The following is a 24795-nucleotide window of genomic DNA, read 5'->3' as shown; positions in this document are numbered from 1 at the left end:
TTTACGTCGTGATCAGACTGCTTGCGCATCCGCAGGCATCTTTTCGTAAGGCGTTTCCTTCGAGTGCGGGTCACGCTGCTTGCGGGCCTTCAAGATGGTGCGGGTACCGAATATCACCACGCTCAGCACCACGAATACGAAGGCAGCAGTCAGCGTGGCGTTCACGTAGTCGTTGAACACGATGCGGTTCACTTCTTCTGCGGTCTTGGCGGGTGCCAGCACGGTGCCTTCGGCCAGCGCTTTCTTGTAGCGCGCGGCGTGGGCCAGGAAACCGACGCGCGGGTCCGAATCGAAGATCTTCTGGAAGCCGGCGGTCAGCGTGCAGATCAGCAGCCAGATGGTCGGCACGATGGTGACCCAGGTGTACTGATCACGCTTCATCTTGAACAGTACGCAGGTGCACAGCGTAAGCGCAATCGCAGCCAGCATCTGGTTGGCAATGCCGAACAGCGGCCACAAGGTGTTGATGCCACCCAGCGGATCGACCACACCTTGGTACAGGAAGTAGCCCCAGGCGGCCACGCACAAGGCGGTGGCGATCAGGTTGGCGGGCAAGGAGTCGGTACGCTTCAGGGCCGGCACGAAGGTGCCCAACAAGTCTTGCAGCATGAAGCGGCCGGCACGCGTGCCTGCGTCCACAGCGGTCAGGATGAACAGCGCTTCGAACAGAATGGCGAAGTGGTACCAGAAGGCCATCATGCCGGGGCCGCCGACCACTTGGTGCAGGATGTGCGCCATGCCGACTGCCAGCGTGGGCGCGCCGCCTGCGCGCGAAATGATGGTGTTCTCACCCACGTCTTTCGCGGTCTGGATCAGCACGTCGGGCGAGATCACGAAGCCCCAGCTGGACACGACCTGCGCCACGGCTTCCGGCGTGGTGCCGATCAGCGCGGCCGGGCTGTTCATGGCGTAGTAGATGCCGGGTTCGATCACGCACGCGGCGATCAGCGCCATGATGGCCACGAAGGATTCCATCAACATGCCGCCGTAGCCGATCAGGCGTGCGTTCTTTTCATTGTCCAGCAGCTTGGGCGTGGTGCCCGACGAGATCAGCGCGTGGAAGCCCGACACCGCACCGCAAGCGATGGTGATGAACAGGAACGGGAACAGGTTGCCCGACCACACCGGGCCGCTGCCGTCGATGAAGCGCGTGACCTGCGGCATCTTCAGTTCCGGTGCCACGACGATGATGCCGATGGCCAGGCCCAGAATGGTGCCGATCTTCAGGAAGGTGGACAGATAGTCACGCGGTGCCAGCAGCAGCCAGACCGGCAGCACGGCGGCGATGAAACCGTAGATCACCAGTGCCCAGGTGAGCTGTTTGCCGTCGAAGGTGAACCAGGGTGCAAGCGTGGCGCTGTCGTGCACCGACTGACCGAACAGAATGGCTGCCATCAACAGCACGAAGCCGATTACCGAGACTTCGGCAATGCGGCCTGGGCGGATGTAGCGCATGTACACGCCCATGAACAACGCGATTGGTATCGTCGCACCCACGGTGAAGGTGCCCCAGGGCGAACCGACCAGGGCCTTGACCACGATCAGCGCCAGCACCGCCAGGATGATGATCATGATCAGGAAGGCACCGAACAGTGCGATCACGCCCGGGATCTGACCCAGTTCCGACTTCACCAGATCGCCCAGCGAGCGGCCGTCACGGCGAGTCGACACGAACAGCACGATGAAATCCTGCACCGCGCCAGCGAACACGACACCAGCAAGAATCCACAGCGTGCCGGGCAGGTAACCCATCTGGGCGGCCAGCACCGGGCCGACCAAGGGGCCCGCGCCTGCGATGGCGGCGAAGTGGTGGCCGAACAGCACGTTCTTGTTGGTCGGGACGTAGTCCAGGCCGTCGTTATGTTTGTACGCCGGGGTAATGCGCGTGGAATCCAGGCGCAACACCTTGTCGGCGATGAACTTACTGTAGAAGCGATACGCGATGGTGTAGGTCGCCACCGCGGCGATGACCAGCCAGAGGGCGTTGACGTGTTCGCCGCGGCTCAGTGCCACCATGCCAAGGGCGAAGGCCCCCAGAATGGCGACACCGATCCACGGCACGATTTGCCAGGGACGGCTCATGAAAACTCCTGCGTGTGTGCGGCCGCGTCTGGCGCGGACATACTACGGTGGGTGATAGCGCGGTGACCGGTAAAACGAACAGGTCCCGACGTTTGTTGGCGCGGCGTAGTATTCGCAGGGGGGACAATGCGTCACAAGCGCGAAACTACGCAGCGTCCCTACGTACGATTACGTAATTCCCTGGGAAGCCCTGGGGAAAGTCCCTAGCTCGATCAGCGCCAAAAATGCTTATGAAACTCCGCCACAAGCTCATCCTGCTGGCCCTGGTTCCATTGGGCCTGGCCATGCTGGCGATTGCCATGACCGTGCGCCAACAGGCAACCACCCTGTCGCAGCAGCAGTACCAGGCACTCGAACAGACCTACCTGGCCAGCAAGGAAGCAGAACTGAGCCATTACGTGCAACTGGCACGCACCGCCATCGAACCGCTGTACGCCGAACGCAAGAACATTCCCGATGCGCAGTCCCGCGCCCTGGCCATGCTGGCGCGCATGGACTTCGGCCAGGACGGCTATTTCTTCGTCTATGACATGCAGGGCCAGAGTCTGATGCACCCGCGTCAGCCGGACCTGATCGGCCGCAACCTCTGGAACCTGCGCGACCCAACCGGCGCGCCCACGATTCAGCAGTTATCCGAGAAAGCGTTCAACGGCGGCGGTGCAGTGCGTTACCTGTGGGAAAAGCCATCCTTGAATCGCCATGTGGCCAAGCTGGGCTATGTGGTGCCCCTGACGGACTGGAACTGGATGCTGGGCAGCGGCATCTACCTGGACGACGTGGACGCGGCCTTGCAACGCCATGACCAGCAGGCCAAACGCCATATCGAAGACACCTTGATATTGATCGCCTTGATCACGCTGGTGTGTCTGCTGGCCGTGGTGGGCTGCGGCCTGGTGCTGAATATTTCCGAGCACAAGACGTCTGATGCCAAGCTGCGCAGGCTGGCCCAGCAAGTGGTGTTGTCACAAGAAACCGAGCGCGCGCGCATTTCACGCGAGCTGCACGATGGCATCAGCCAGTGGCTCGTGTCGGTGAAGCTCTTGCTTGAATCCTCGATTGCCCGGCTTGGCACCTCGACCGGCCCGGTGCCTGAAACGCTGGCCCGTGCCCATGGCCGGCTGAACGGGGCACTGGGCGAGATTCGCCGCATTTCGCACGGTCTGCGCCCGACCATGCTGGACGACCTGGGCCTGCCCGCCGCGCTGTCTGAACTGGCTCGTGAAGCCGGCGAAATGACCGGCATCGATGTGTTGATGCAGGTCAGCGGCAACCCGGTTGACCTGAACGACATGGCAAAGACGGTGCTGTTCCGTATCGCTCAGGAAGCCCTGACCAACATCGAGCGCCATGCAGCGGCGCAGCAGATTCAGCTGGAGCTGGGCTTCACCCGCAGCGGCGTACAATTGCGCGTCACCGACGACGGGGTGGGATTCGATCCCGCTCAGGTCCACCAGGACCCGCATCGCGGCCTGGGTTTGCGCAACATGCGCGAACGCCTGGACTCGGTTGGTGGCCAGCTGGAAATCACCAGCATGCATGGTGACACCCGGATTTCGGCCTGGATTCCGATGCAACACGCGATTGCTACTGACGACGACCGCGACGAACTGTTGGCCAGCATCCATGCAAGGTCGGCTGAGCCTGCGTAGCGTGGTGGTGTGTTGCAAGTGATGAGTTGCAGGTGATGCGCTGCTGATCTTGGATACCTGGGCTGGCTGGCAAACAGTCGTCGACCCAATCACTGCGCACGCTTTTAAAACACCCCCCATGTCATTTGAGTCACTTGCTTCCGTCACCACATCCACCCGCATTCTGCTGGTGGATGACCACCCGCTTGTGCGCGACGGACTGCGGGCGCGACTGGACGCCATGCCCAATGTCACGGTGGTGGGCGAAGCTGAAAACGCATCCGAAGCATTGCGTCTGGCCGACAGCGTCAAGCCACACCTGACGCTGATGGACATCGGCATGAAAGGCGTCAACGGCATCGAACTCGCCGGCCTGTTCCACGCCCGCTTTCCCGACATTGCGGTGGTGATGTTGTCCATGCACGGCAACCTGGAATACGTGCGCCAGACCGCCCAGGCCGGCGCGCGCGGGTATGTGCTGAAAGATGCGCCCGCGCACGAAATCGTCACTGCCATCGACACCGTTATGAACGGCGGCATGTACTACAGTGCGGCCATTGCCGCCCGCCTGGTTCAGGCGACGGCGTCCACCGATCCACGCGATACCTTGACCGCCCGCGAGAACGACATTCTTGCCAGAATTGGGCGAGGCATGGCGAACAAGCAGATTGCCGCCGAAGTCGGTTTGAGCGTGCGTACGGTGGAAACCCATCGGCTGAACATCAAGCGCAAACTGGGGATTGAGGGGCAGGCGGAATTGATTCGGTATGCGGTGGAGAATTGCCCGGAATAAGCGTTCCGAGCAGCTGGTTCGAACAAGCGTTCCGACAAGCCTTTCACAAGACCCTCCAGGCCGCCCCGAATATCAGGCCCTACAGCAATTCGAAGTGACTCAGGCGACAGATATACGCTTGTATCTCTTTCACATCACGCATCTCTGCGCCAATCGCACCTCAAGTGCGTTTTCCGTACGTTGCACGCCTTCGGCCCACCTGAAAATCGTTGCGGTGGCGGGCAGGTGCACACACATTGCACACCGCCACGATTTGAATAGATCAGAGCGGCGAGGCAAGTGTGGATTCATCAAACGCAAGCTATGCACGCGTGGTGCATGCGAGCCCGACAACAAGCACTGCGCCAACGAGAGCAAGCAAGACCATCGAGCCAAGCCCTGCTCTGCCTGGCAAACGGCGTGACCTCGTGTGCGTGGCACCGGTCTTTGTACGCCCGGTGCTCGACGCAGCACAACGCGACGGACACGACTGCGCGCGCCTGTGCCGTGGCCTGGGCTTTGAGTGCAAAGACCTGGAGAACCCGGGCTTTGTCTTGTCACACGCCGAAGCCAACACCGTCATCCGTCGTGGCATCGAGGCGTTGAGAAGACCGTTCCTGGGCCTGGAACTGGGCATGCGTTGCAACATCGTCAACCGAGGTGCACTTGCCTTGGGATTGATGGCCAGCCCGACGCTTGGCGACGCCATCAAACTCAAGCTGAAGTTCCCGGCCAGTGCGGGTTTGCTGCTGCACACCTGCGGCGAATACGAGGCCGCAGGCTACGTCGAGACTGCCGCGTCCTTGCACGGCAATCACGCCAACGTACCGTTTCTGACGGAAAAAATGTTCACCAGCATGGTGAAGATACGACGCGTGCTGCTGGGCCGCCACTATGCACCCAGTCTGGTCGAATTCATGCATGCCTGCCCTGGTGGGAATCTGCGTGTCTACGAGGACTTCTTCGGTTGCACCGTCAGGTTCGACGCGATGCAAAACCAGTTGATATCCCCTGCGCACTGGATGGATGTTCCCTTGGCGACCTCATCACCGACGTCCTACCAGTTCGCCTGCCAGCTGATGCAAAAGGAGTGTGAGCAGGCAAGCGCGACATCCACCATCACGCTGGCGGTGGAACGCCTGATCAACAAGGGCCTGCCGCATCCGCCAGAGCCTGCGCAGCTTGCGCGCCTGCTGAACATCAGCGAACGCACGCTTCGACGCAAGCTGGCGGAATCGGGCATGACCTATCAGGCGATGGTCAATGATGGGCGCAAGTCTCGCGCCATCGAACTCGTGCTGTCCAGCAGGCTGGGCCTGCGTGAATTGGCGACCGAAGCGGGGTTTGCAGACGTGCGAAGTTTCAGACGTGCCTTCACACGCTGGACCGGACGCTCGGTGTCGGCGGCAAGAAGCGAAGCGGCAACCACCGATCTGGATTGATCCAATGATGGCCGCGTCGGTGTTGAAGTTGGCCGCGCCGCCCCTCTGCAGGCAGCTTCATTGCACCGATATGTTCCCTATGGCCTTCCGGCCACCTTACCTTGGGAACAGACGGCATGACACGAATAGAGACGCTGGCTATCGATGGAGGTCTGACGATGGATCGGGCGGTCGAACTGCGCCAACGATTCCTCCATGCGATTGCCCATGCAGACACGCTGCGACTGACACTCGCAAACGTCACGGAGATCGACAGCACGGGGATTCAGCTCTTGATGGCCACCAAACGCACGGCGCAGGCAAGCGGGAAACATCTGGAGCTGGTGGAACACAGCAGTGAAGTGCTGGCGGTGTTCGCGCTGCTGGACCTGGTCGCCTACTTTGGTGATCCGATACGTGTGCCGCCCGCTCGCCCAGGCTTGCGCCAGACGATGCCACCAGCACCTGATCGATCCAGCTGCGCAGTATGAACATCGAACGGAGGCGACCACGGAGCATGACCGACAGCCGACAGTTGCTTGATGACATGGAGGCCGCCCTGCTCGATGTCGATACGGGCAGTCCCACTAATGTGCCCACCGCGACTCGCGGTGCCATCCTGAAGATAGTCCGCGACATCAAGGACGCTGCAGGTGTGCTGTCCCATCACCACGTCGTCAGTTTCGTTCAGGTGGTGGAAGGCGTGCTGAACTACGTCCACCAGGGAGGTATTCCCTTGACCGAGCGTCTGGTGGCCTTGTTGCTGGAATGCGGCGATCACATCCGCAGGCTGATGAATGCGGGTTCGATCGGTCAGCCACAGACGGCGGACCCTGGCAACGATCTGATCGAACAATTGCGCCTGTACCTGAAGTACAGCCACGGACAGTATCCGGTCCGCCCGCCTGGGCTGCGTCAGTGGCACATCACTTTTGACTGCGGCCGCGACATGCTTCGCCACGGGACGGACCCCCTGTCTATCCTGCACTACCTCAACACGCTGGGCACCATCGAGCGCGTCGTCACCGTGGCCGATGCCGTGCCGGTACTGGACGAATTCGACCCGCGATCCTGCTATCTGGGCTTTGCGCTGACATTCAGCAGCCTGGCGGGTCTGGCCATCATCGAAGCTGCGTTCGAATCCACTGACCACGAGTCCCTGCGCATCGTCGGCGCACCAGAGCCGCTCATCAGCGCACCCTCGTCACATCTGCGGATCAGGCAAGCGAGGCGACCAGCGACCACCATCGACGGCTTCCAGGTGAGCGTGGGAGACACCGTCTTCGTGGTGCCCATGGACGCCATCTACGAATGCGTGATGTTCACCGGTTCCACATCGGCCAGCTATGTCGCCCATCGCGGGCAGGTGCTGCCGGTGCTGCGCCTGCGCGATTACTTCGGCATTACCGGCGCTGCGGATGCCAGAGAAAACCTGGTGATCATCAAGCGTGCAGGGCAACGCTTTGGAGTGGTGGTCGACGCGTTGCTGGGCGATGCCCAGACGCAGCTCAGACCCACACCGACCTTGTTTGCGGCCACCCCTGCGGTTGCCGCGCTGAGCATTCTCGGCAGTGGCGACGTGGCGCTGGTGCTCGACCTGGATGTGCTGGCCGCAGCAACCAGACAGGTCAGATCGAGAACAAGGGCGTTTCCACACTGATCCGCCCACGGTGCACGAATGGGCCGACGACGTGTCACGTCTTTGACTACTGACGCCCCAATGAAATGAAGTCCCACTGAAAACGAGAGCACAGGTGGACGGCAAGTTCGTGATCCTGCTTGACGTGGACAAGGTGTTGTCGATGGACGAGATATCGGCATTGGCCGATACCTCGACATGGACGTGACGCCTGTCAGCCCTAGCCTTTGTTTTTGATGGTTTGCGAGGGCAGCTCCCCAAAGGCTGCCCGATACAGGCGAGAAAACACGCCTGAATGCGGATAGCCCCAGGCAGCCGCAACATCTGCCACCGAGCGTGACGCGCTCAGATTCAGCAGTTCTGCCCGCGCGCCTTCCAGCCTGACCGTACGCAGGTATTCCATTGGCGACATGCCCTTGGCACTGGCAAAACCAGTCTGCAAGGATCGAACGCTGACGCTGGCGGCCTCGGCAATATCTTCCAGGCGGATGCGTTCTGCCCGACGTGCGTTGGCCTGGATGTATTCCACCGCCCGGCGCACATGACGCGGCGAAATGGCAGCCGGGCTGCGTTTGAGCAGCTGCGAATAGCTGTGCGGCACTACTTCCAGCATGAAGTTGAGCATCATGTCTTCGAAACCGCTCGTGATGGAACGCACGTGCGTAAGCGGAGATTCAGTCTCGTAGATTCGGCAGATGACGCGGACCAATTCAAGAATCTGCGGGAAGCCTGGCACCGTCGTCAGATCGAGCGGCTTGAAGACCACGGACTTGATCAGCGGACGATCCAGCAGATGCGATAGCCGCCGATTCAATAGATCGATCGGGAAGACCAGGCAGTCAAAGGTGCCGGCATGCATTCGCCACGTCTGCACGTCGCGGATGTCGATCAGCAAGCTGCTGCCCCCATGCACCTCGCATCCGGGCCAATCGAGCACCGCCTCGATACGAGACGCAGGGCTGATGGCCAGCAAGCATCCGGCGCAGCGATGCTCCAATGCCAGGTTGAAACCGGATGGCGATGACCCGGTGAACAGCAACACACCGGAAGCGTAGGTGTGTACGGTGAGATCCAGCACACACCCTGGTGGCTGACGGGAGCCGATTCGAAGCGGGCCAAATCGGCGGCACAGAGTTTCCTGTGCCTGAGGAGCGTCTGTGAAAGACCAGCGCTCCGTCATAGAGTTGGGCATGGTCAACATCTCAGTGGCTCGTTACTACTTGCCCGGCGCAGCGTCCGCCTGGGCTCATCCTTACTGTGAGCTTACCGTCAAAAAAAGCAGATCAGCTACTGGGCAAGGTGCGGATTGCGCATAAGAAGCACCTTGAACGCAGGACTTCGCCACCCCGCTTTCAACCCCCCGCTGTCAGCGCAACAAAACAAAAGGCCCTCCAACAGACGGAGGGCCTTGAGTCTTGCCATTCGGGCAGCGTCATCATGACGCCGCCCCGGAAACTGCTTACTCAGCCAGCTTCTTCCAGGTATCCACCACCGTGTCCGGATTCAGCGACATCGACAGGATGCCTTCGTCCAACAGCCACCTTGCCAGGTCGGGATGGTCGCTGGGGCCTTGGCCGCAGATGCCCACATACTTGCCCGCTTCCAGGCAAGCCGAGATCGCACGCTTCAACAGCGCCTGCACCGCAGGATCACGCTCGTCGAAGTCGGCAGCCAGGATTTCCATACCGGAATCGCGGTCCAGGCCCAGCGTCAGCTGCGTCAGATCGTTCGAACCGATCGAGAAACCATCGAAGTAAGCCAGGAACTGCTCGGCCAACACGGCGTTCGACGGGACTTCGCACATCATGATGACGCGCAGGCCGTTTTCACCGCGACGCAGGCCGTTTTCGGCCAGCAGTTCAATGACCTTCTCAGCCTGCTTCAGGGTGCGCACGAACGGCACCATGATCTCGACGTTGGTCAGGCCCATGTCGTTGCGCACACGCTTGAGCGCTTCGCATTCCATGCGGAAGCATTCTGCGAAGTCTTCCGAGATGTAGCGCGCAGCGCCACGGAAGCCCAGCATGGGATTTTCTTCTTCCGGCTCGTAACGCGAACCACCGATCAGCTTGCGGTACTCGTTGGACTTGAAGTCCGACAGGCGCACGATCACGGTCTTCGGGAAGAACGCCGCAGCAATGGTCGAAATACCTTCGGCCAGCTTGTCCACGAAGAACGCGCGCGGGCTGGCGTAGCCGCGGGCAACCGATTCAACCGCCTTCTTCAGCTCGCCGTCGACGCCCGGATAGTCCAGGATTGCCTTCGGGTGGATGCCGATGTTGTTGTTGATGATGAATTCCAGGCGGGCCAGACCCACACCGTGATTCGGGATCTGTGCGAAGTCGTAGGCCAGTTGCGGGTTGCCCACGTTCATCATGACCTTGATGCCGATCGGCGGCATGTCGCCACGACGCACTTCTTCGACTTCGGTCTCGATCAGGCCGTCATAGATGCGGCCTTCGTCGCCTTCGGCGCAAGACACGGTCACCAGCGCGCCGTCTTTCAGCACGTCGGTGGCGTCACCGCAACCCACGACAGCCGGGATGCCCAGTTCACGCGCGATGATGGCCGCGTGGCAGGTACGGCCGCCACGGTTGGTGACGATGGCCGAGGCACGCTTCATGACCGGTTCCCAGTTCGGGTCGGTCATGTCGGTGACCAGCACGTCGCCGGGCTGAACCTGGTCCATGTCGGACACGTCGCCGACCAGGCGAACCGGGCCGGAACCGATCTTCTGGCCGATTGCACGGCCGGTGATCAGCACGTTGCCGGTGGCCTTCAGGCGATAGCGCTGCTGCACTTCTGCGCCGGTCTGCTGCGACTTCACGGTTTCCGGGCGAGCTTGCAGGATGTAGATCTTGCCGTCGGCGCCGTCACGGCCCCACTCGATGTCCATCGGACGGCCGTAGTGCTTTTCGATGATGACCGCGTAGCGGGCCAGTTCGATCACATCGGCGTCGTCGAGCGAGAAACGGTTGCGCAGTTCCGGGGCCACGTCGACAGTGCGCACAGCGCGGCCGCCCGGGCGTTCCGGATCGAATTCCATCTTGATCATCTTCGAGCCGATACGACGGCTGACGATGGGATAGTGGCCGGATTCCAGCGTGCCCTTGTAGACGTAGAACTCGTCGGGGTTCACGGCACCCTGAACCACGGTTTCGCCCAGGCCGTAGGACGAGGTGATGAACACCACGTCGCGGAAGCCCGATTCGGTGTCCAGCGTGAAGACCACACCAGCTGCGCCGGTGTCGGAACGCACCATGCGCTGAATGCCGGCCGACAAGGCGACGTCAGCGTGCGCGTAGCCCTTGTGGACGCGGTACGAGATGGCGCGGTCGTTGTACAGCGAGGCGAAAACGTGGCGGATCTTTTCGAAAACATCGTCGATGCCGACCACGTTCAGGAAGGTTTCCTGTTGACCGGCGAACGAGGCGTCGGGCAAGTCTTCGGCGGTAGCCGAAGAGCGCACGGCAAACGAACCCAGGCCGTCGGCGTCGAGCTTGGCGAAGGCTTCACGCACTTCGCGCTCGAATTGTTCCGGGAACGGGGCGTCAATGATCCACTGGCGGATCTCGCCGCCGGTTTCGGCCAGCGCGCGCACGTCTTCGGGGTTCAGGGTTTCAAGGCGGTCACGGATCTTGCGATCCAGGCCAGAGGCGGACAGGAAATCGCGGAAGGCTTGTGCGGTGGTGGCGAAGCCGCCCGGCACGCGAACGCCTGCGCCAGCCAGCTGGCTGATCATCTCGCCCAAAGACGAGTTCTTGCCGCCAACGGTGTCGACATCGGTTGCCCGAAGCTGCTCGAAAGGCACGACATAAGACATTAAAGTCACCTATTACAATGGTATGAAAGCATGTTTGGCCAACGCGCCTGCCGCTTGTACGGGTACGCTGGCCAAACCTGCCTTGGAACGATGGAATTTTCGGACGCTGGATTTTCCCGCTTTTCGGGCTTCCAGGCATCCAGACTTCCGTTCAAACTTACCAATAACGTCTTCTCGTGTCTTGAGCGCTCCCGATTGTATTACGAGGCGCGAAGACAGGCAGAGCTCCTTTCCGCGTCCCAGCGGTCCAGCGGTGTGATCCTGGCCCTGATCTTTGTGAGAAACCATGTCCGACCCCACGCCAATCGCCGCTGCCCCCCTGCCGGAACGCACCGTCTTCATCGTATCCGACGGTACCGGCATTACGGCAGAGACTTTCAGCAATTCTGTCCTGTCGCAGTTCGATACGGCGCGTTTTCGCCAGATTCGCATCCCTTTCATCGATTCCGTTGACAAAGCCGCAGCGGCGGCTGCCCGTATCGACCAGAGTTTTGCGTCGGAAGGCACGCGCCCCATCGTGTTCAGCACGCTGGTGAACCCGGAGATGAACACCCGCGTGCGTCAGGCCAACGGGCTGTTCCTGGACTTGTTCCAGACCTTCGTTGAACCGATCGAGCAAGAACTCGGCTTGCGTTCCAGCCATTCGATCGGCCGTTCGCACACCATGTCGAACGTGGAAAATTACAAGAATCGTATCGAGGCGATCAACTTCAGCCTGGCGCATGACGACGGCCAACTGGTGCGCGGCCTGGAACGGGCCGATGTGATTCTGGTGGGGGTGTCGCGCTGCGGCAAGACGCCAACCAGCCTGTATCTGGCGATGCAATATGCGGTCAAGGCTGCCAACTATCCGCTGATTCCGGACGATTTCGAGCGCGGTGCCCTGCCCTCTGGCCTGCTGGCCTTCCGCAGCAAGCTGTTTGGCCTGTCGATCCAGCCGGAACGCCTGGCCGAAGTGCGTCACGAGCGCCGCCCGGACAGCAAGTACGCAACGCTGGCCCAGTGCCGCTACGAGGTTGCCGAGGCGGAACGCATGATGCGCGTGGAAGGCATCCGCTCGCTGTCGACCACTACCAAGTCGATTGAAGAGATTGCGACGACGGTGTTGCAGGAAATCGGATTGGATCGTCGGGGTTATTGAACCGGCAGGGTCGGGCCAACTGGTGGCATCGACCTGATAAGCTTCAAACAAAACGCCTCGCATTGCGAGGCGTTTTGCCAACAAGAACCGCAGTCAGAACGCGGTCAACTGGCGCACAGACCCGTCATCCCTGCGGGCGCAGTGCGCACGTCCACGATGGCGGCAGCGGCACGTTCGGCAACCTGTTCGATGGCCTGACGATGGGCGGCCACCAGGGCCTCCACTTCGTCGGTTGCAGCCGCCACCCGCACGCTCGCTGCCTGACGGCATTGCAGACGCGCCTGGCCTTTCTCGGTCAGGGTCCATTGCAGATCCACGTCAACCCGCTGGCCCAGGACCGAGTCAAAGCGTTGCACGCCGATTGCCAGGCGGTAGGTCGGGTCAGACCCTGCGCCAGCGCGGTTCTGCGTGTACACCGATGCATCGGGCAAGGCACGCGCCAAGTCATCGGCAAAGGTCTGGCCGATGTCATCCTTCAAGGAACCCGCCCAGCGCTGTTCTTCCCGGATCTCGACCCGGCCGTTGCCGGTGCGCAGCACGACTTGCGGTCGGTCGATGCTGTCAGGAATCGATGCCACCATGACGGCCACGGAATAACGCGGTGCGCCGATTGGTGCGGGCGGTGCGTCGCCGCTCAAGGTGTAGAAGCTGGACTTGGGCGAGCTTGCGCATCCGGCGATGACCAGGGCGGCAAGCGCAGCCAGGCCCACTGCGCCTGCGCGCCGCAGACCACCCGCACGCGGGGCGGCATTGACGCCCCTGTCTGCGTCGCCCACGACGTACTCTGCATTGCGGATGGTCAAGGGGGCGACTGACTTCATGGCACTTCTCCAGGTTTCCCGCGCAGCAAGGCTTCGGGATGGCGTTCAAGATAATCGGCAACGTTGCGCAGCGAGCGCGCAGTGCGTGACAGTTCCTGCAAGGTATCGCGCACGTCGGCTTGCAGCGGGGCGTCCGGCGACAAGGTCGTGCTGGCCGATTGCAGCGTGCGGCGAGCTTCGGCAAGCACACCCCGTGCCTCGGGCGTCAATTCCTTGTCGACACGCGCGATGGCGTCACGGGCCTGTGCCAGCGTCTTGTTGATCTCCACCAATGTCTGCGTGTTGATCGTGGTCAGTGTCTTGTCTGCGGTGACCAGGGTCTTGTCGACGTTGCGGCCGATGGTGTCGAACGGAATCTTGCGAACCTTGCCGATGATCTCTTCCACGGCGGCCTGCAGCTCATCCAGCCCGCCAGGCATGGTCGGCAAGGTGACGGTCTTGTCGGCAACAGCCAGTTTGGCTGCCGGTGCCTTCGGGAAGAAGTCCACCGCCACGTACAACTGACCGGTCAGCAGGCTGGACTGACGCAGCTGTGCGCGGAAGCCTCGTTCAACCATGCCGGCCAGAATGGCCTGGCTGTCACGCGCCGCGCTCTTGAAGAAACGCTCGGGGTAGATGCGCAAGGTGACGGGCTGCACGAAGGTTTTCTTTTCGCGGTCGAACTGGATGTCGACCGACACCACCTCGCCCACCACTACGCCACGGAAGTCCACCGGCGCCCCCACGGACAGGCCGCGTAGAGACTGGTTGTAGAAGGTCAGCGCGGTAATGGCGCTGGCATCGTTTTTCATTGCCTCGGCCTGATTTTCGGCGAGGGTGAATTCGGTTTCTTCGGCGACCGGCTCACCCAGCTGGGTACCCGGTGGTTCCTGGAAGGCAATGCCACCTGCCAGCACGCTGGCAACCGATTGCGCATCCACACTCAGGCCAGACGCCGTCAGGTCGATCTGCAGGCCGCTGGCATGCCAGAAACGGGTGTCCTGGGTCACGTAGCGATCGTAGGGGGCGTTGACGAAAGCCAGCACCTCGATGCCGTGGCCGGTCTTGTCCAGACCGAAGCCGATCACCTGCCCCACCGGCAGACGACGGTAGTAGATCGGCGAACCGATATCCAGCGAACCCAATTCCGCGCTTTGCAGCACGAATTGTTTACCCGGAACATCGGTCGTGATCGGGGGCGGCACTTCCAAGCCGGTGAACTCGTCAGCCGCTTCCTGCGACTTGCCGGCATCCACACCCAGATAGGCTCCCGACAGCAGCGTGCCCAACCCGCTTACGCCGCCCGCACCCACGCGTGGACGCACGATCCAGAAGCGGCTGCCTTGCACGGCAAAGCTGGATGCATCCTTGTTCAGGCGCACCACGGCCAGCGCTTTCGACTTGTCGGCGGACAGGCGCACGCTGGTGACGTTGCCGATGTCCACGTCCTTGTATTTGATCTTGGTCTTGCCTGCTTCCAGACCTTCGGCCTTCAGGAAGCTGATGGTGATCTCGGGCCCGCGATCGGTCACTGACTTGATGAACAGCGACAGGCCGATCACGGCGGCCAGGATGGGCACCAGCCAGATCAGCGAGGGAATGCGTCGATGGGGCGTCACACGACGCGCCTGGGGCACGTCGGGCGCGGGCTTGGAAACCGGATCGGGAGCGGGATCGGAAGCGGGACGGATCGGACCGGGGTCAGTCATGGGAGTTCTCTTGGCGGGCGTGATCCCAGATCAATCGGGAGTCGAAACAACGTGAGGCAAGCAGGGTCAACACAACCACCGCGCCGAAGGCGGTGGTGCCCGCCCCCGCCGTGATGGTTGCAAGGGAGCGGATCTGAACGAGGGCAACCACCAGGGCCACGACAAACACGTCCAGCATGGACCAGCGGCCGATGAGTTCAACGATCCGGTACAGCCGGGTGCGGGATTCCGGTTCGGCCGCCGACCGACGGCCAACTGTCAGCAGCAGGTAGGTCATGGCAAAGAGCTTGAGCAAAGGCACCAGAATGCTGGCCGTGAATACGATGACCGCCAGCATCCAGGAACCAGAGGTCCAGAACAGCACCACGCCGCTCATGATGGTGTCCTGCTGCACACCGAAGATGGTGGACGTGACCATCATCGGCAGCAGATTCGCGGGGATATACAAGACGTAGGCGGCCAGCAACAAGGCCCAGCTGCGCGACAGACTGTCGGGCTTGCGCATGTGGACACGAGCTTCACAACGCGGGCAGGTTGCGGCCTGCCCTGGCGTGACACGTTGCACCAGGCCGCATACGTGGCAGCCCGTCATGCCGTGGCTGGCGGCCGAGGCAGCCAAGGGCGCGTCGTCGGCAATGGTTGCCAATGCGGCTGGCGGTGCCTTTTTGTCGGATGCCCGACGGCGGCGGAACAAAGAGAACTTCATGCGGCGTCGTGCTTCATGTGGCTTCGTCCGCGAGCGGCACGCGACGCCAAAGCTGTGCGGGATCAAACATTGCCACGCCGCCCAGCATGAAGGTCAGCAATGCAAACGCCCACAGCGCCACGCCGGGGATGATGGTGGCAATCGACCACAGCTTCACCAGGGTCACCAGCACGCCGATCATGAACACCTCGATCATCTTCCACGGGCGTATCGCCTGGATCAGACGCAGCGACAGCCTGAACCAGCGCGTGGCGTAAAAGCGGCGCAGCGTCAGCAGCACGCCGAACATCAATGCCAGTTCCAGCATCGGGAAGGCGATGGTGGTGGCGAGCACCAGCAAAGCGATGAAGTCCTGATGCTGGTCGTAAAGCGTGTAGACCGCACCGAACAAGGTGGTCTGAGTCTCGGACCCCTGCACCTGCAGGCTGACGATGGGGAAGGCGTTGGCGATCAGGAATACGATCAGCGTGGTGAGCACAAACGCCGCGAAGGGCTCGGGACGCCAGCGCTCACCCTCGGCAATCGTTGCCCCGCAACGAATGCAATGCGCGACCTCGCAACGCGCCAGCGGACTCAAATACTGAAGCTCGTCGCACTCGTGGCAGGCGACAAGGGTTTGCACAGTATGCGGCGGCGCTTCCAACACATGCTCGTCGTGCTGGCGCGCCACGGCTGCGGCGGAGTCATGCGTGGGGGAAATAGGCATTCAAGCGAGATCGTCGGGGTAAGAACACACCCGCCCGATCAGGCCGCCTGCAAAAATGCACGCGTCAGCGCGCGAACAAGTGCTGGCGGCGCTGCTCGAACAGGCAGACCGCAGCTGCGGCGGCCACGTTGAGCGACTCGGCCGCAGCCTCCTGAGGAATGTACACGCGACGCATGGCCCGGCTTTGTAACGCTGGGTGAACGCCTTGTCCTTCATTACCAAAGACCCAGGCTACCGCAGCGGGCATTAAGACCGAGTGAAGGCTGTCGGCGTTGTCCAGCGCGGTGGCAATCATCGGCACTTCCAGGCGGTCGCCCAAGGCCAGCAAATCGACGTTTTCGTGGATGGTGAGCGAGAAGTGCGCGCCCTGGCCGGAACGCAAGACCTTGGGTGACCAGGCATGCGCCGTGTCTTCCGAAAGGAACACCCGACGGATGCCCGCCGCAGCACAGGAACGCAGGATGGACCCCACATTTCCCGGGTCCTGGATACGGTCGAGCAACACGCAGTTTTCACCGATTCCCGAAGGCAGCGCGGGCGCTGGCGTGGGCACGACGAACAAGATGCCCTGCCCTGCCGGTACGCTTTCCAGCGCGTCGATCAAGCCGGCATCGAGCACGCGAATGCAGGCGTCGGGCAGTGCTGCCAACAGTGCCGCGATCTCTGGCCGGTCGGCACGCCGGGCGTCCACAATTGCTTGCTCTGGGGGACCATTGACGGCCAACCAGGTCTGGCACAGGTGCACGCCCTCCAGCACGGCGGCACCGGCCTTTCGGCGTGCGCCAGCCTGTTCGACCAGGCGTCGCAAAGCCTTGAATTCGGCGTTGTCGCGCGATGCAATGTGTTTCATGTCGCGCTCGGAGAAAGACTGATTGTGGTGCCAATCGCCACACTCAAAGCATTGCGCACGGGCGCAAAGCTGCGACGGTGGGCCGGGCATGGCCCCAGGGACGCAAGCTGGCTCAGATGCAAGGCAGTGCCGTATCCCTTGTGCTGATCGAACCCATAGGCGGGATAGGCTTCGTGCAGCAGCCGCAGATCGGCATCACGCGCGGTCTTGGCAAGAATCGATGCCGCAGAAATGGCGGGCACCGTGGCGTCGCCCTTCACGATAGCTTCGCCCCGGCAGGACAGACGCGGCAGTCGGTTGCCGTCTACGCGCACCAAGTCGGGCAAGGTCGACAAGCCAACCACGGCGCGTTCCATGGCCAGCATGGTTGCCTGCAAGATGTTGATCTCGTCGATTTCTTCGACGCTTGCGCTGGCAATCGACCAGGCCAGCGCGCGTTCGCGGATTTCGAGCGCGAGCGCATCACGCATCGGCTCGGACAGGATCTTGGAATCGGCCAGGCCAGCAATCGGGCGGGAGATATCGAGGATCACTGCCGCAGCGTACACAGGCCCGGCCAGCGGGCCACGACCGGCCTCGTCGACACCGGCAATGATCATCGCAATGGCATCGCCGTCGGCGGTCGTATTCCAATCCAGCAATTGCTGAGGCGCTGCAACGGGCTTTGCCGCCCGCCGGCCAGGGGTTTTGAGCTTGGTCATGTCGATACGTCCAGAACGGCTGCCGCAGCCACCAGGGCCGCGAGCAAAGCCGTCGAGGTGTTTATGCTATGCCTTCGCCTGCGCAGTGGCGAGAATTGCCTGCGCGGCCAGCACGGCAGTGTCGCGACGCAGGTCGTCGTGCATGATGGTGAAGCGCTGGCGCAGCGATTCTGCCTGTGCATCGTCGGTCAGGGCACGCCAGGTCTGCTCTGCCAGTGCCTGCGGCGTGGCGGCATCCTGCATCAATTCGGGCACCACGAATTGGTTGGCCAGTACGTTCGGCAAGCCATACCAAGGCAGATAACCCTTGTTCTTCATCAACCACCAGCTCAGGCGACTGACCGCGTAGGCGATCACCATGGGCCGCTTGAACAAAGCGGTTTCCAGCGTGGCGGTACCGCTTGCCACCAAGGCAGCGTCGCAGGCCGCCAGAATATCGTGCGTGCCGCCTGCTACACATTGCACGTCAACACGTTGCGGCAAGGTAGCGGCCAACGCGTCGAATTGCGCCTGGCGCTCGGCGTTGACCATCGGCACCAGCACCTTCAGTGCCGGATCGCGCTGGCGCAGCAAGCGGGCCGCTTCCAGGAAACGCGGCACAAGGTGGCGCAACTCGCCACGTCGGCTACCTGGCATCAAGGCCAGTACGCGGTCGGAATCGCTCAGGCCAAGTCGTGCGCGCGCGGCCGCACGATCGGGATCACGGGGAATCGTGCTGGCCAGCGGATGGCCAACATAAGTGACCGGGATACCGGCGTCCTGGTAGATCTTTTCTTCGAAAGGCAGCATGACCAGCATGTGCGATACCGCACGCTTGATCTTGTGGATGCGCTCGCCGCGCCATGCCCATATCGACGGACTGACGAAATGCACCGTGGGAATGCCCTGCGTGCGCAGCGATTCTTCCAGGCCGAAATTGAAGTCGGGTGCATCGACGCCAACGAACACCGATGGCGGCGATGCCAGCCAGCGGTCACGTGCCGCATTGCGGATGCCGACGATTTCACGGTAGTGCCGCAGTGCTTCGACATAACCGAACACCGCGAGCTTGCTCATCGGATACCAGGTATCGAAGCCCTGCGCTTCCATGCGCGGCCCACCGATGCCAGCAATCGGAAGATTACCGGCCTGCTCACGCAGACCACTGATGACGGCGGCCGCCAGCAGATCGCCGGAGGGTTCTCCAGCGACCATGCCGATTGCAGTGTCGTCAGCAGCCTTGTCGGATGAAGTCGTCAATCTGGTCAACGCAAGTCAGCGCACGATGCCGCGCGATGCGGAATCGAGGAAGTCCAGCATGGTCTGCAAGACACCGGCAGCCGCTGGCTGCGTGGCTTGGCGTTCGATGATCGCAGCGCGCGCGTCGGCCAGGCTATGGCCTTCGCGGTACAGGTGCTTGAAGGCGGCGCGCAATGCAGCGATTTCCTCGGACGAGAAACCCCGACGCTTCAGCCCTTCCACGTTGATGCCATAGGGGCGTGCAACGTTTCCAGCGACCGTGACGTAGGGCGGCAGGTCCTGCAGCAAGGCCGACGCCATGGCAGTCATGGCGTGCGCGCCGATCTGCACGAACTGGTGCACGGTGGTGAAGCCACCGAGGATCACGTAGTCGCCCACTTTCACGTGGCCAGCCAAGGCTGCGTTGTTCGCGAAGATCGTGTTGTTGCCGACCTTGCAATCGTGCGCAAGGTGCACGTACGACATGATCCAGTTGTCGTCACCCAGGCGCGTTATGCCGTCATCTTGCGCCGTGCCGACGTGGAAAGTCGCGAACTCACGAATGACGTTGCGATCACCGATGATCAGCTGCGTGGGTTCGTTCCGGTATTTCTTGTCTTGCGGAACTGCACCGATCGAGCTGAACTGGAAGAATTGATTATCGCGACCGATCGTGGTGTGGCCGTCGAATACGCAATGCGGCCCGATGGTGGTACCCGCATCGATGCGCACATTGGGACCGATCAGCGTATAGGCACCAACGGTCACACTGCTGTCGAGCTGTGCAGCAGGATCGACGATGGCGGTGGGGTGAATCCGCGTCATGCGCGCGCCTCCTGGTAAGACAGCCGCCCGACCCGCGTCCGAAGACCGGCCAGGCGGCAGCAAAAGATGTCGCTCACTCGTCGTCGGAGATATGACGCATGGTGCACATGATCTCGGCTTGTGCAACGACCTGATCGTCGACGAGCGCCTTGCCGGAATACTTCCAGATGCCGCGCGTGATGCGCAGCACATCGATCTTCAGGATCAACTGATCGCCCGGCACCACCGGACGCTTGAAACGCGCGCCGTCAATGCCGACGAGGTAATACACGGCGTTGCTGTTGGCGGTTTCGCTGGCGGACGTGAACGACAGGATGGCCGCGGTCTGGGCCAGCGCTTCCAGGATCAGCACGCCAGGCATCACCGGGTGATGGGGGAAATGACCTTGGAAGAACGGTTCGTTGATCGTCACGTTTTTCAGTGCGGTGATCGACTTACCCGACTCCATTTCCAGCACTCGATCGACCAGCAGCATCGGATAACGATGCGGGAGGTGTTCGAGGATTTTCTTGATATCCATGGCAGTTCCGTGAGCTTGGATGACCGGCGGCAATGCCACCGGCACGATTTTATTCTTCGAGTGCCTGAATACGCCGGCGCAGACGCGCCAGTTGTCGCAGTACTGCGGCGTTTTTTTCCCAGTCGCGATGCTCCGCGAGCGGGAACGCCGCGGTGTAGCGGCCAGGTTTGTCGATGCTTGACATGACCAGACTGGCCGCTGAAATGTGGACATCGTCCACGATCGTCAGATGCCCCAGCACCATCGCGCTTCCGCCGAAGGTGCATCGTTCACCAATGATTGCAGAACCGGCCACCCCCACGCATCCGGCCATGGCGGTATGCGCCCCGATCTGGGTGTTGTGGCCGATCTGAATCTGATTATCGAGCTTCACGCCATCGCCGATGCGTGTGTCTTCCAACGCACCCCGATCGATGGTCGTATTGGCACCGATTTCAACATCGTTTCCGATCGACACCCCGCCAAACTGCGGAATTTTGCTCCACAGACCGCGCGGGTTGCGTTTATCGGGCGCAAATCCGAATCCGTCTCCGCCGATTACCGCGCCGCTCTGGATCAGCGTGCGTTCACCCATGGTGACGCCGCGATACAGGCTTACGCGCGGATGCAGGAAACTGCCCGCACCGATGCGAGAACCTGCCGCGATAAAGCAGCCGGCCCCGATGACCACATCGTCACCGATGATGGCACCGTCTTCGATCACGGCCAAAGGCCCGACCGACACGCCGTTACCCAGCGAGACGTCACCCACCACCGCTGTGCGATGCACATCGCGCGGCAGCTGGCCGCGCATGGCGCGATCAAACCACTGTGCAATGCGCGCATACAGCAGGTAGGGCTCGCTGCATACCACCAGCGGGCAGCCCGCCACACCGGCCGCAGCAAGTGCCGCGCGGTGCGATGCAGCGACATCGGGCGCGACAATGATCGCCGAGGCCTGGCTGGATTCGAGCTGAGACTGGTAGCGGGGATTGGCGAGGAACGCGAGTTCACTCGCGCCGGCACCAGCAAGCGTGCCGAGGCCGGCGATGCGAGGCAAGACATCGGCGCTGGACTCGATTTGCCACGTCAGGCCGCTGGTGTCAGCGGCTGCGAGCAATTCATCAAGCGTCGGTGCCTGATCGGGAGCGAGAAGTATGGGCATGCGATCGGCATCTATCCGGTATGGCGCCAGGCCACACCGGACCAACGCTTGGTACTGACTTACTTGGCGCCGTTGTTCAGCGCGTTGATCACTTTCTCGGTGATATCAACACGCGGGCTCACGACGACGGCTTCTTGCAGCACCAGGTCGTAGCCTTCTTGCTCGGCGATCTGCTTGATCACGCGGTTGGCGCGATCCAGAACCGTAGCCAATTCTTCGTTGCGGCGCTGGTTCAGGTCTTCCTGGAACTCACGACGCTTGCGCTGGAAGTCCTTGTCCAGGTCGCTCAGCTCGCGCTGACGACGAACACGGTCGGTTTCCGACAGGACAGCCGAGTCCTTGTCCAGACGCTCGGACGAGGTGCGCAGGCGAGCAGCGATATCTTGCAGCTCGGCATCGCGCTTTTTGAAGTCGCCTTCGATTTTCGCTTGTGCAGCCTTGGCAGGTGCAGCGTCGCGGAAAATGCGGTCGGTATTGACGAACCCGATCTTAGCGTTCTGTGCATGAGCACCGCTGACAGCGGCCCCAGCCAGAACGACACCGGCGAGCACTCGGACGGAGGCCTTGGCAGCGCTCGGGGCCAGAGTGCTGGCGGACGACAGAAGCATGCGGATCATGTATTTCTCTCTGGCTTCAAAAATTAATTTGTTATTTTGCCATTTCCTGTTGACGCGTGCCCAAAATGGGGAACGTCAACCGTAAGTGGCTGTAGCAATCGGTTGCGATGGCGGTAACGTGGAGTTTACCGCCAACCGCAGCTTAGAAACCGGTACCGATCTGGAATTGGAAGGCTGCTTTCTTGTCGCCTTCCTTCGCGTTCAGCGCCTGGCCGATCGAGACCTTCAGCGGACCGATCGGAGACTGCCAGCTCAGGCCGACACCGGTCGAATAACGCAGCGAACCGAAGTCGATGTTCTGGCTATCGCCGTAGACCTGACCGACGTCAGCGAACAGGAACCAGCGCAGCGTACGGTCTTGCTGGGTACCGGGGAACGGCAACAGCAGTTCGGCATTACCGATCAGGCGCTTGGCACCACCGATGCTGTCGTTGTTCTTGCGGTCACGCGGGCCGAGCGAACCTGCTTCGAAACCACGCACCGAACCGATACCACCGGCGTACATGTTCTTCAGCAACGGATACGGCTTGTCGCTATAACCCTTGCCGTAGTCCACCTGACCGTTCAAGGCCAGCGTCAGGCTGCGCGACAGCGGCCAGTAGTACTGGTGCTGATAGGTCAGCTTGTAGTAGCGCAGATCGCCCAGCACCGATGCTTCGGCGTTGGCACGCTTGTAGGTACCACGCGTGGGCGCAATGCCGCTGTCACGTTGGTCGTTGGACCAGCCCACCGAGCCGATGAAGGCGTTGCTCGTCTTGCCGAAAGTGTCCACGTAGTCTTCGTAGACGCCCGGGCTGTTCTGGAACAGATCGATCGAGTTGGTTTCAACCGTACCGCCGAAGAACACGCGGTCGGTTTCCGAGAACGGCACACCGAAGGTGACGCCCAGGCCGCCCGTCTTGATGCGGTAATCGCCATCGTTGATGGTCAGCGGTTCAAGCGTGCGGTAGTAGATGTTGGTCGAACGGCTGACGCCATCGGCCGTGAAGTACGGATTCGTCTGGCTCAACGAAATCGTGCGGTTGGTACTGGACGTATTGACTTCAATACCTGCGGTGGTGCCGCTACCGAAGATGTTGTCCTGGCTCAGGCCAGCGGACAGCACCAGCTTGTCGGTACTGCTGAAACCCGCGCCCAGCGAGATCATGCCGGTGGGCTTTTCGGTCACGTTGACGTTGACGTCGACCTGATCGGGGCTGCCGGTGACCGGGGCGGTATCAACCGTGATGTCGTTGAAGTAACCCAGGCGGTCCACACGTTCCTTGGACAGCTGGATCTTGCGCGCGTCGTACCAGGCGCTTTCATACTGGCGCATTTCACGACGCACCACCACGTCACGGGTACGGGTGTTGCCGCCGATGTTCACGCGACGCACATACACACGACGATTGGGGTCGACGAAGAACGTCAGCTCCGCTTCTTTCTTCTCGCGATTGAGCACCGGGTTCGGGTTCACGTTCGCAAACGCGTAACCCAGGTTGCCCAGCTGGTCGGTGATGGCCTTGCTCGATGCGTTGACCTTTTCGGCCGAGAACATTTCGCCGGGCTTGACGGTGATCAGGCGACGCAGGTCGTCGTCCAGACCCAGCAGGTCGCCACCCATCTTCACGTCGCTGACGCGATAGGGCTCACCTTCGCTGATCGACAAGGTGATGAAAATGTCCTTGCGATCGGGCGAAATCGTGACCTGCGGGGTGTCGACGTTGAATTCGAGATAACCGCGGTTCAGGTAATACGAACGCAGCGTTTCGATGTCGGCCTGCAGCTTCTGGCGCGAATACTGGTCTGCCTTGGTGTACCAGGTCATCCAACCCGGCGTGCTCTGCTGGAACAGGCCCAGCAGATCGTCTTCGGGGAAGGTCTTGGCACCAATGATCTTGATGGCCTTGATGCGGGCTACATCGCCTTCGAACACGTCGAAGGTCACGCCGACGCGATTGCGTTCCAGCGGGGTCACGGTGGACACGATTTCGACCGAATACTTGCCCTTCGACAGGTATTGGCGCTTCAGCTCCTGCTCTGCGCGTTCGAGCAGCGAGCGGTCGAAGATGCGCGCTTCGGCGAAACCGACTTCGCGCAGCGACTTCGTCACGCCAGCGGTGTCGAATTCGGTCATGCCGTTGAATTCGATGGATGCGATTGCCGGACGTTCATCAACGACGACCACCACCACATCTCTGTCGACTTCGATTCGCACGTCGCGGAAGAACCCGGTACCGAACAGTGCACGCACTGCCTGGGTCGCCTGTTCCTGGGTGAAACGCTCACCTACCTTCACGGGCAGGTAGCCGAATACCGTGCCGGCCTCGGTACGCTGGATGCCCTCGACACGGATGTCGCGCACTACGAACGGGTCGAAAGCGTGGGCAAGCGGCGCGAGCGCCATGGCAAAAAGGGCGGACAGCAGACGCGGCAGGCGCCGGACGCGGTTAGACATGCGTAATCCTGGGTTATCTATGTAAAGCGGGAAATCACGAACGCCGCCTGGACGGC

Annotated in this window: 21 protein-coding genes; 6 read left to right on the top strand and 15 right to left on the bottom strand. The window is 61.6% G+C overall.

Annotated features, from left to right (window positions below; genetic code table 11):
• Positions 1-12: 12 nt before the first annotated feature.
• Positions 13-2082, bottom strand: a complete 2070-nt coding sequence (locus FXN63_RS10880) for a carbon starvation CstA family protein (protein ID WP_148814735.1) — start codon at positions 2080-2082, stop codon at positions 13-15.
• Between the two features lie 230 nt (positions 2083-2312).
• On the opposite strand from FXN63_RS10880, the gene FXN63_RS10875 reads away from it, so the two are divergent.
• The 5 genes from FXN63_RS10875 (at position 2313) to FXN63_RS10855 (ending at position 7563) form a co-directional block, all read left to right on the top strand.
• Entirely contained in the window at positions 2313-3731 is a 1419-nt protein-coding gene (locus FXN63_RS10875) for a cache domain-containing protein (protein ID WP_148814733.1), read from the top strand.
• Positions 3732-3849: 118 nt separating this feature from the next.
• Positions 3850-4503 (top strand): response regulator, encoded by a 654-nt coding sequence (locus FXN63_RS10870; RefSeq protein ID WP_148814731.1) that lies wholly within the window; start codon positions 3850-3852, stop codon positions 4501-4503.
• Between the two features lie 407 nt (positions 4504-4910).
• The gene (locus FXN63_RS10865) at positions 4911-5924 is read left to right on the top strand and encodes an AraC family transcriptional regulator (protein WP_148814728.1); all 1014 of its coding nucleotides are present in this window, start codon (positions 4911-4913) and stop codon (positions 5922-5924) included.
• Between the two features lie 116 nt (positions 5925-6040).
• Complete coding sequence (locus tag FXN63_RS10860) at positions 6041-6394, top strand: STAS domain-containing protein (RefSeq protein ID WP_148814726.1); 354 nt, start codon at positions 6041-6043, stop codon at positions 6392-6394.
• 26 nt (positions 6395-6420) lie between these two features.
• The gene (locus FXN63_RS10855) at positions 6421-7563 is read left to right on the top strand and encodes a chemotaxis protein CheW (RefSeq protein WP_187395169.1); all 1143 of its coding nucleotides are present in this window, start codon (positions 6421-6423) and stop codon (positions 7561-7563) included.
• 199 nt (positions 7564-7762) lie between these two features.
• On the opposite strand, the gene FXN63_RS10845 is transcribed toward FXN63_RS10855, so the two are convergent.
• Positions 7763-8620, bottom strand: coding sequence for a helix-turn-helix transcriptional regulator (locus FXN63_RS10845; RefSeq protein WP_187395168.1), 858 nt, complete (start codon positions 8618-8620; stop codon positions 7763-7765).
• Positions 8621-9001: 381 nt separating this feature from the next.
• A complete protein-coding gene (gene ppsA / locus FXN63_RS10840) occupies positions 9002-11365 on the bottom strand; it encodes a phosphoenolpyruvate synthase (protein ID WP_148814720.1) in 2364 nt (787 codons plus the stop codon).
• A gap of 286 nt (positions 11366-11651) precedes the next feature.
• Between ppsA and ppsR the strand changes: the two genes are divergently transcribed.
• Positions 11652-12506, top strand: coding sequence for a posphoenolpyruvate synthetase regulatory kinase/phosphorylase PpsR (gene ppsR, locus FXN63_RS10835; RefSeq protein ID WP_425468694.1), 855 nt, complete (start codon positions 11652-11654; stop codon positions 12504-12506).
• Positions 12507-12610: 104 nt separating this feature from the next.
• On the opposite strand, the gene FXN63_RS10830 is transcribed toward ppsR, so the two are convergent.
• The 12 genes from FXN63_RS10830 to bamA all read right to left on the bottom strand — a co-directional run bounded on the left by FXN63_RS10830 (position 12611) and on the right by bamA (position 24739).
• A complete protein-coding gene (locus FXN63_RS10830; RefSeq protein WP_148814718.1) occupies positions 12611-13327 on the bottom strand; it encodes a PqiC family protein in 717 nt (238 codons plus the stop codon).
• Entirely contained in the window at positions 13324-15015 is a 1692-nt protein-coding gene (locus FXN63_RS10825) for a PqiB family protein (protein ID WP_148814716.1), read from the bottom strand. Before FXN63_RS10825 ends, FXN63_RS10830 begins: the two co-directional genes overlap by 4 nt.
• Positions 15008-15607 (bottom strand): paraquat-inducible protein A, encoded by a 600-nt coding sequence (locus FXN63_RS10820; protein ID WP_148819185.1) that lies wholly within the window; start codon positions 15605-15607, stop codon positions 15008-15010. Before FXN63_RS10820 ends, FXN63_RS10825 begins: the two co-directional genes overlap by 8 nt.
• A gap of 127 nt (positions 15608-15734) precedes the next feature.
• Entirely contained in the window at positions 15735-16427 is a 693-nt protein-coding gene (locus tag FXN63_RS10815) for a paraquat-inducible protein A (protein WP_148814714.1), read from the bottom strand.
• A gap of 64 nt (positions 16428-16491) precedes the next feature.
• Positions 16492-17277: a TrmH family RNA methyltransferase gene (locus FXN63_RS10810; protein WP_148814711.1), complete on the bottom strand. Its 786-nt coding sequence runs from the start codon at positions 17275-17277 to the stop codon at positions 16492-16494.
• A complete protein-coding gene (rnhB, locus tag FXN63_RS10805) occupies positions 17274-17876 on the bottom strand; it encodes a ribonuclease HII (protein ID WP_148819183.1) in 603 nt (200 codons plus the stop codon). The genes FXN63_RS10810 and rnhB overlap by 4 nt, the downstream gene beginning before the upstream one ends.
• 168 nt (positions 17877-18044) lie before the next feature.
• Positions 18045-19172, bottom strand: coding sequence for a lipid-A-disaccharide synthase (gene lpxB, locus FXN63_RS10800; RefSeq protein WP_148819181.1), 1128 nt, complete (start codon positions 19170-19172; stop codon positions 18045-18047).
• 60 nt (positions 19173-19232) lie between these two features.
• Positions 19233-20021, bottom strand: a complete 789-nt coding sequence (gene lpxA / locus FXN63_RS10795; protein WP_148814709.1) for an acyl-ACP--UDP-N-acetylglucosamine O-acyltransferase — start codon at positions 20019-20021, stop codon at positions 19233-19235.
• Positions 20022-20094: 73 nt separating this feature from the next.
• A complete protein-coding gene (gene fabZ / locus FXN63_RS10790; RefSeq protein WP_148814707.1) occupies positions 20095-20541 on the bottom strand; it encodes a 3-hydroxyacyl-ACP dehydratase FabZ in 447 nt (148 codons plus the stop codon).
• A 49-nt stretch (positions 20542-20590) separates the two neighbouring features.
• Complete coding sequence (lpxD, locus tag FXN63_RS10785) at positions 20591-21685, bottom strand: UDP-3-O-(3-hydroxymyristoyl)glucosamine N-acyltransferase (protein WP_148814705.1); 1095 nt, start codon at positions 21683-21685, stop codon at positions 20591-20593.
• A 59-nt stretch (positions 21686-21744) separates the two neighbouring features.
• Positions 21745-22293 (bottom strand): OmpH/Skp family outer membrane protein, encoded by a 549-nt coding sequence (locus FXN63_RS10780; protein WP_148819179.1) that lies wholly within the window; start codon positions 22291-22293, stop codon positions 21745-21747.
• Between the two features lie 151 nt (positions 22294-22444).
• Positions 22445-24739 carry an outer membrane protein assembly factor BamA gene (bamA, locus tag FXN63_RS10775; RefSeq protein ID WP_425468691.1) on the bottom strand — a complete coding sequence of 765 codons (2295 nt, stop codon included), beginning with the start codon at positions 24737-24739 and terminating at the stop codon, positions 22445-22447.
• Positions 24740-24795 lie beyond the last annotated feature (56 nt).

Origin of the sequence: Pigmentiphaga aceris, assembly GCF_008119665.1 — a bacterium.
GTDB lineage: Bacteria > Pseudomonadota > Gammaproteobacteria > Burkholderiales > Burkholderiaceae_B > Pigmentiphaga > Pigmentiphaga aceris.
This window is presented reverse-complemented; position numbering and strand designations above follow the sequence as displayed.

What these genes read in the sequence shown, in the direction of transcription:
- FXN63_RS10880 (WP_148814735.1), bottom strand. Translation starts at nt 2,082, where the DNA reads ATGAGCCGTCCCTGGCAAATCGTGCCGTGGATCGGTGTCGCCATTCTG.
- FXN63_RS10875 (WP_148814733.1), top strand. Translation starts at nt 2,313, where the DNA reads ATGAAACTCCGCCACAAGCTCATCCTGCTGGCCCTGGTTCCATTGGGC.
- FXN63_RS10870 (WP_148814731.1), top strand. Translation starts at nt 3,850, where the DNA reads ATGTCATTTGAGTCACTTGCTTCCGTCACCACATCCACCCGCATTCTG.
- FXN63_RS10860 (WP_148814726.1), top strand. Translation starts at nt 6,041, where the DNA reads ATGACACGAATAGAGACGCTGGCTATCGATGGAGGTCTGACGATGGAT.
- FXN63_RS10855 (WP_187395169.1), top strand. Translation starts at nt 6,421, where the DNA reads ATGACCGACAGCCGACAGTTGCTTGATGACATGGAGGCCGCCCTGCTC.
- ppsA (WP_148814720.1), bottom strand. Translation starts at nt 11,365, where the DNA reads ATGTCTTATGTCGTGCCTTTCGAGCAGCTTCGGGCAACCGATGTCGAC.
- ppsR (WP_425468694.1), top strand. Translation starts at nt 11,652, where the DNA reads ATGTCCGACCCCACGCCAATCGCCGCTGCCCCCCTGCCGGAACGCACC.
- FXN63_RS10830 (WP_148814718.1), bottom strand. Translation starts at nt 13,327, where the DNA reads ATGAAGTCAGTCGCCCCCTTGACCATCCGCAATGCAGAGTACGTCGTG.
- FXN63_RS10825 (WP_148814716.1), bottom strand. Translation starts at nt 15,015, where the DNA reads ATGACTGACCCCGGTCCGATCCGTCCCGCTTCCGATCCCGCTCCCGAT.
- FXN63_RS10820 (WP_148819185.1), bottom strand. Translation starts at nt 15,607, where the DNA reads ATGACGGGCTGCCACGTATGCGGCCTGGTGCAACGTGTCACGCCAGGG.
- FXN63_RS10815 (WP_148814714.1), bottom strand. Translation starts at nt 16,427, where the DNA reads ATGCCTATTTCCCCCACGCATGACTCCGCCGCAGCCGTGGCGCGCCAG.
- FXN63_RS10810 (WP_148814711.1), bottom strand. Translation starts at nt 17,277, where the DNA reads ATGAAACACATTGCATCGCGCGACAACGCCGAATTCAAGGCTTTGCGA.
- rnhB (WP_148819183.1), bottom strand. Translation starts at nt 17,876, where the DNA reads ATGATCATTGCCGGTGTCGACGAGGCCGGTCGTGGCCCGCTGGCCGGG.
- lpxB (WP_148819181.1), bottom strand. Translation starts at nt 19,172, where the DNA reads ATGGTCGCTGGAGAACCCTCCGGCGATCTGCTGGCGGCCGCCGTCATC.
- lpxA (WP_148814709.1), bottom strand. Translation starts at nt 20,021, where the DNA reads ATGACGCGGATTCACCCCACCGCCATCGTCGATCCTGCTGCACAGCTC.
- fabZ (WP_148814707.1), bottom strand. Translation starts at nt 20,541, where the DNA reads ATGGATATCAAGAAAATCCTCGAACACCTCCCGCATCGTTATCCGATG.
- lpxD (WP_148814705.1), bottom strand. Translation starts at nt 21,685, where the DNA reads ATGCCCATACTTCTCGCTCCCGATCAGGCACCGACGCTTGATGAATTG.
- FXN63_RS10780 (WP_148819179.1), bottom strand. Translation starts at nt 22,293, where the DNA reads ATGCTTCTGTCGTCCGCCAGCACTCTGGCCCCGAGCGCTGCCAAGGCC.
- bamA (WP_425468691.1), bottom strand. Translation starts at nt 24,739, where the DNA reads ATGTCTAACCGCGTCCGGCGCCTGCCGCGTCTGCTGTCCGCCCTTTTT.